Annotated in this window: 4 protein-coding genes; 1 reads left to right on the top strand and 3 read right to left on the bottom strand. The window is 37.4% G+C overall.

The features are described from left to right. The 3 genes from AC1DPQ_RS18310 to AC1DPQ_RS18320 form a co-directional block, all read right to left on the bottom strand. A partial coding sequence (locus AC1DPQ_RS18310; RefSeq protein ID WP_477610463.1) for a PH domain-containing protein occupies window positions 1-812 on the bottom strand: 812 nt, incomplete at its 3' end. Further along, the gene (locus AC1DPQ_RS18315) at window positions 805-1,359 is read right to left on the bottom strand and encodes a PH domain-containing protein (RefSeq protein ID WP_477610464.1); all 555 of its coding nucleotides are present in this window, start codon (window positions 1,357-1,359) and stop codon (window positions 805-807) included. The genes AC1DPQ_RS18310 and AC1DPQ_RS18315, both read right to left, overlap by 8 nt. 56 nt (window positions 1,360-1,415) lie before the next feature. Then, the gene (locus tag AC1DPQ_RS18320) at window positions 1,416-2,390 is read right to left on the bottom strand and encodes an SGNH/GDSL hydrolase family protein (RefSeq protein ID WP_477610465.1); all 975 of its coding nucleotides are present in this window, start codon (window positions 2,388-2,390) and stop codon (window positions 1,416-1,418) included. Window positions 2,391-2,692: 302 nt separating this feature from the next. Between AC1DPQ_RS18320 and AC1DPQ_RS18325 the strand changes: the two genes are divergently transcribed. Continuing rightward, window positions 2,693-4,063, top strand: coding sequence for a dipeptidase (locus AC1DPQ_RS18325; RefSeq protein ID WP_477584169.1), 1,371 nt, complete (start codon window positions 2,693-2,695; stop codon window positions 4,061-4,063). The last annotated feature ends 619 nt before the right edge of the window (window positions 4,064-4,682 follow it).

Raw genomic sequence — 4,682 nt, forward strand, 5'->3', positions numbered from 1 at the left:
TTTATGTTCGCTAATTTCCAGCTCGGCTCGAAATACTTATAAAAGGTTCTAACCAGGTTAATAATTAACAGTACAATTAAAAGACAGGCAATTAAGATAAAAATTGTAACTATAGTCAGCATACCCGTTACTGCGCTCTGAATTTCATCTTTATTAATTTTAAAAGCATCAAGCAATTGCCTGCCTTCGTAAATAACGGTGTAAAAAAAAGCAGCAAGTAAAGCTAAACTTTGTCCATAATTAGAGGTTAGTCCTACTTTAAACAAAGTCCGGGCACTTATTCTTAAAAATGGTGTTTCTACTGTCTTGTGGTTTTCACGTTCAATTTCCGATTGTGTTTCAGTTACGGTTCTTCTATTTAATAAATGTTCTTTAAGGTTATAGGCAGAAGTTTCGTCAATTGCTTTTATACTTACTTCTTCTCCATGAGCACCGGCTGTATCGATTTTTAACCCATAAACGCCGATAATTTTCTGCAGAATATTCTGGTTAATGTTAACCTGCTGTATTTTATCGAGTTGAATAATTACCTGATCGCGGTTGAATATGCCCTTATTCACCACAAATTCCTGCTTTTCTTTATCTAAAAAGAACGTGAATTTTAAATACCATAAATAAGCAATGATGAAGCTGAAAAACATGATAGCTGCGATACCAAGCAAGACATAAACGATTTCGTTAATGGGCATTTTCATAAATGCGATAATGAAAATAGCAAAAGTTGCTTTTCCAATCTGAAAAAAGGTATGCGCACCCATCACAATAATACCAAAGGCCGATTCCCGCTGCGGTTTACTAAAATCGTTATTCATTGGCATTCAATTCTGTTGTTGGATTTTCAAGCAGGTCTAGTTTTTTCAAAAGCAGATCCCTGATACGCTTGGCATCATCAATTGCAATCCCCGAAATATGGATATGCCCTGTTTGGCCACCTGCAGTAAATAGCTGTAATGATCCCAGTTTATATATTCTGGAAAAAATCCCTTCATTTAATTCGATATGCTGAATCCTGTTTAAAGGAACAATTGTTGTCGATTCGGCGATAATGCCACTTTTGTATAATACATCATGTGTGCGGATGGCATACCCCCGTTTCTTAAAACTGGCGCGAAAGAGTAGCGAAAAGATGGCAAATAAAGCTAAATAAAGGGGGATTATCCATTTGGCATTTGGTTTTACTTCATCAACAAAGAATAGGAGTATGCCAAAAGCTATTCCCAGCAAGCCAAAAAAGATCAGTAGATTAATACAGATGATTTTCCAATAATCGGGGTGTGGCCGGCTTAACTGAATTTCTTCGTATTTTGGAAGAAGATCGAGATCAATAACTTCATTGGTGAAAAATGTCTCAGTAGTCATGGTTAAAGGTATAAAACATTATTAATCTATAAATAGACTAATATTTAAATCTTTTGTTACCTCGCTACAATAAACTTTTTTGCATTGTTATATTGACCTGAATCGGAAGAGATTTTAAAGAAATAAATTCCGGGAACAAAGGTAGAGGTGTTGATTTCTAAGGTGTGTTTTCCGGTATTGAGGTATTCATTTACTACTGTTTTAACCAAGCGGCCCATTAAATCAAAAATCTGAATATTAATTTTATCCGTTTCGGGCAAAACAACATCAATAAATGTTTGCATAGCTGCAGGATTAGGGTAATTCTGAGAAACGGTAAACTTTAAGAATTTATCAAAAATCGCTTTATTAATGGCGTCGAAAATTACATAGCTCACCAACCTGTAACCACGTGCATTAGGATGAAAGGCATCCTGATAAAGCGAAAAATCACGCCTCATGGCTGCATTTACATCGGCTAAATATATTTTATATTCTGCAGCTAATTTTCTGTAGGCTGTATTAAGGTTTTTGATATGGGTATTTACAGTCACATAACTTTTAATGGTTCTATCATCAACAAACTGTAGTGTACATAAAAYTGGAACTAATTTCTGTTTAAGGCTTGCCGTAATCAATACCCGCATATTAGCAACGGTTTCGGCTACACTTCCTTTACCAGTAGTCATTGCAACAGCATCATTAATGCCCATATCAATTACAATAAAGCCGGTTCTATAGGCTATTGCATTATCAATTCGGAGTAATCCCTGAAAAGTAGTCTGACCACCAATACCATGATTGGTAATATCCACGATTTTATTCGTATAACAATTTATAAAATTGTTCTGAAGCATGGTTTGAAAACCAACACCATTAACACCTTCTACGGTGCTGGCTCCAAAGGTTACAATATTTATACTGTCTTTCGAATAATACTGGGCTGCTTCCGGGCAACTTACTCGGGTAGCGGGTGTTCCTTGAGCTAAGGAAGAAATGCGGACAACAAGAAGCAGCAGCAGAGATAGAAATACTTTTGCGCTAAACTTCATTGTTAAAATTCTTTTGTACAGGATTTAAGGATATCTGTTATTGGCGCAATTTACAAAAAAGTAGATATAATTAATGCTGTGCTATATTTTTTTACAAACATTAAATCATTTTTTTGTATTTGTTAAAAGACGCGTTTTAAGTTTAAAAAATAGAACCCTGATTTTGGATCTTAAAAAAAATAATTAAACCCATTAACCGTGTGGCTATAAGCAAAATTTTACCCCGCTATGGGGATAATTTATTAACCGCTTAAGTGCCTTTTTATTTGGTAAAGCCTATATTTGTCCAAATTCATTTTGTTATGCAAGAGATTAAAAATTATGTAGAAACGCACAAACAACGTTTTTTAGATGAGTTGTTTGAGTTATTGCGTTTTCCATCGGTAAGTGCTGATCCGAAATACAAAGGCGATGTTTTAAAAACAGCTGATTATGTTGCTCAGAAATTAAAAGATGCAGGTGCAGATCAGGTAGAAATTTGCCCAACCGCAGGATATCCTATTGTTTATGGCGAAAAAATTATAGATGCTTCTTTACCCACTGTTTTAATATATGGTCATTACGATGTTCAACCGGCAGATCCATTAGAACTTTGGCATACACCACCTTTTGAGCCTACAGTACGCGATGGTAAAATTTATGCCCGCGGCGCTTGCGATGATAAAGGACAGTTTTATATGCACGTAAAAGCATTCGAATTAATGATGCAAACCAATACTTTGGCCTGCAACGTTAAATTTATGATCGAAGGTGAAGAAGAGGTAGGTTCTGCAAATCTGGGTATTTTTGTAAAAGCGAATGCCGAGCGTTTAAAAGCCGATGTAGTCTTAATTTCTGATACTTCGATGATTAGTATGGAACATCCATCAATCGAAACCGGTTTACGCGGTTTAGCTTACATGGAAGTTGAAGTAGTTGGTCCGAACCGCGATTTACACTCTGGAGTTTATGGTGGGGCAGTGGCTAATCCAGCTACCATCCTTTGTAAAATGATCGCTTCATTACACGATGAAAATAACCACATCACTATCCCTGCTTTTTATGATAAAGTACTTGATTTAACAGATGAGGAGAAAAAAGCATTAAATTCTGCACCTTACGACGAAGCAGAATACAAAAAGGATTTAGATATCGGAGAAGTTTGGGGCGAGAAAGGTTATTCAACTTTAGAGCGTACAGGTACCCGTCCAACTTTAGAAGTAAACGGAATTTGGAGCGGTTATATTGGTGAAGGTGCAAAAACCGTATTGCCAAGTAAAGCCAATGCAAAAATTTCTATGCGTTTGGTTCCACACCAGAGCTCAGAAGAAATTGCCGAGATTTTTACCAAACATTTCGAAAGCATTGCGCCTAAAAATGTAAAGGTAAAGGTTACACCTCATCACGGCGGCGAACCAGTGGTGACCCCAACTGATAGTATTGCTTACCAGGCAGCCGAAAAAGCAATTGAAGATAGTTTTGGTAAAAAGGCTATTCCAACACGAGGCGGAGGCAGTATTCCTATTGTGGCCTTGTTTGAAGATGCATTGGGTATTAAATCGGTGCTTTTTGGCTTCGGTTTAGATAGTGATGCTTTACACTCGCCAAACGAGAAATATGATATCTACAATTATTATAAAGGAATAGAGACTTTGCCGTTATTCCATAAATATTTCGCAGAACTGAGCAAATAAGCTTGATTTAATTATCCGTTCTGACGTAACAGATCGTCATTTCGAGCGGAGTGCAGCGCAGTCGAGAAATCTATTTTCAGCAGATCTCTCCATTTCGCTAAACTTCAGTCGAGGTGACGATTTTTTTTGAAAATGAGCGTTCTGTTTTTCATAGGTGCTGTTTCCCGCCATCGCTTATAGTCCTCATTTCGCTGCGCTCCATTCCGGGCTATTTAGCTTTGTCGGGTTTATTTTACAACGGGCTGTTCTCCAAAGCAAAACCTGTTCATGCAATGGCGCTAATAATGCATTTTGCAGCTTTAAATAGTATTACGGACCCTGCAATCTAAACCTGACCGTAGTGTAAAACCCACAGGCCGAAGCATGAGGCCGAGGATTTGAAACGAAGGGCAGGACCGGTTTAACCAACTGGCTTGGGGTTTTGCTTTCCAAAACAACTAAATAAATTTAACTTTTATTGTCAGTCTGAGCGGAGTCGAAGACCTGTCTAATTTATTGAGTGGGGATTTATTATGAAAATGAGCATCCTGTATTTCATAGGTGCTGTAGCCCCGCCATCGCTTATAGTCCTCATTTCGCTGCGCTCCATTCCGGGCTATTTAGCTTTGTCGGGTTTATT

It is taken from the genome of Pedobacter sp. 01T416_2, from assembly GCF_056398925.1.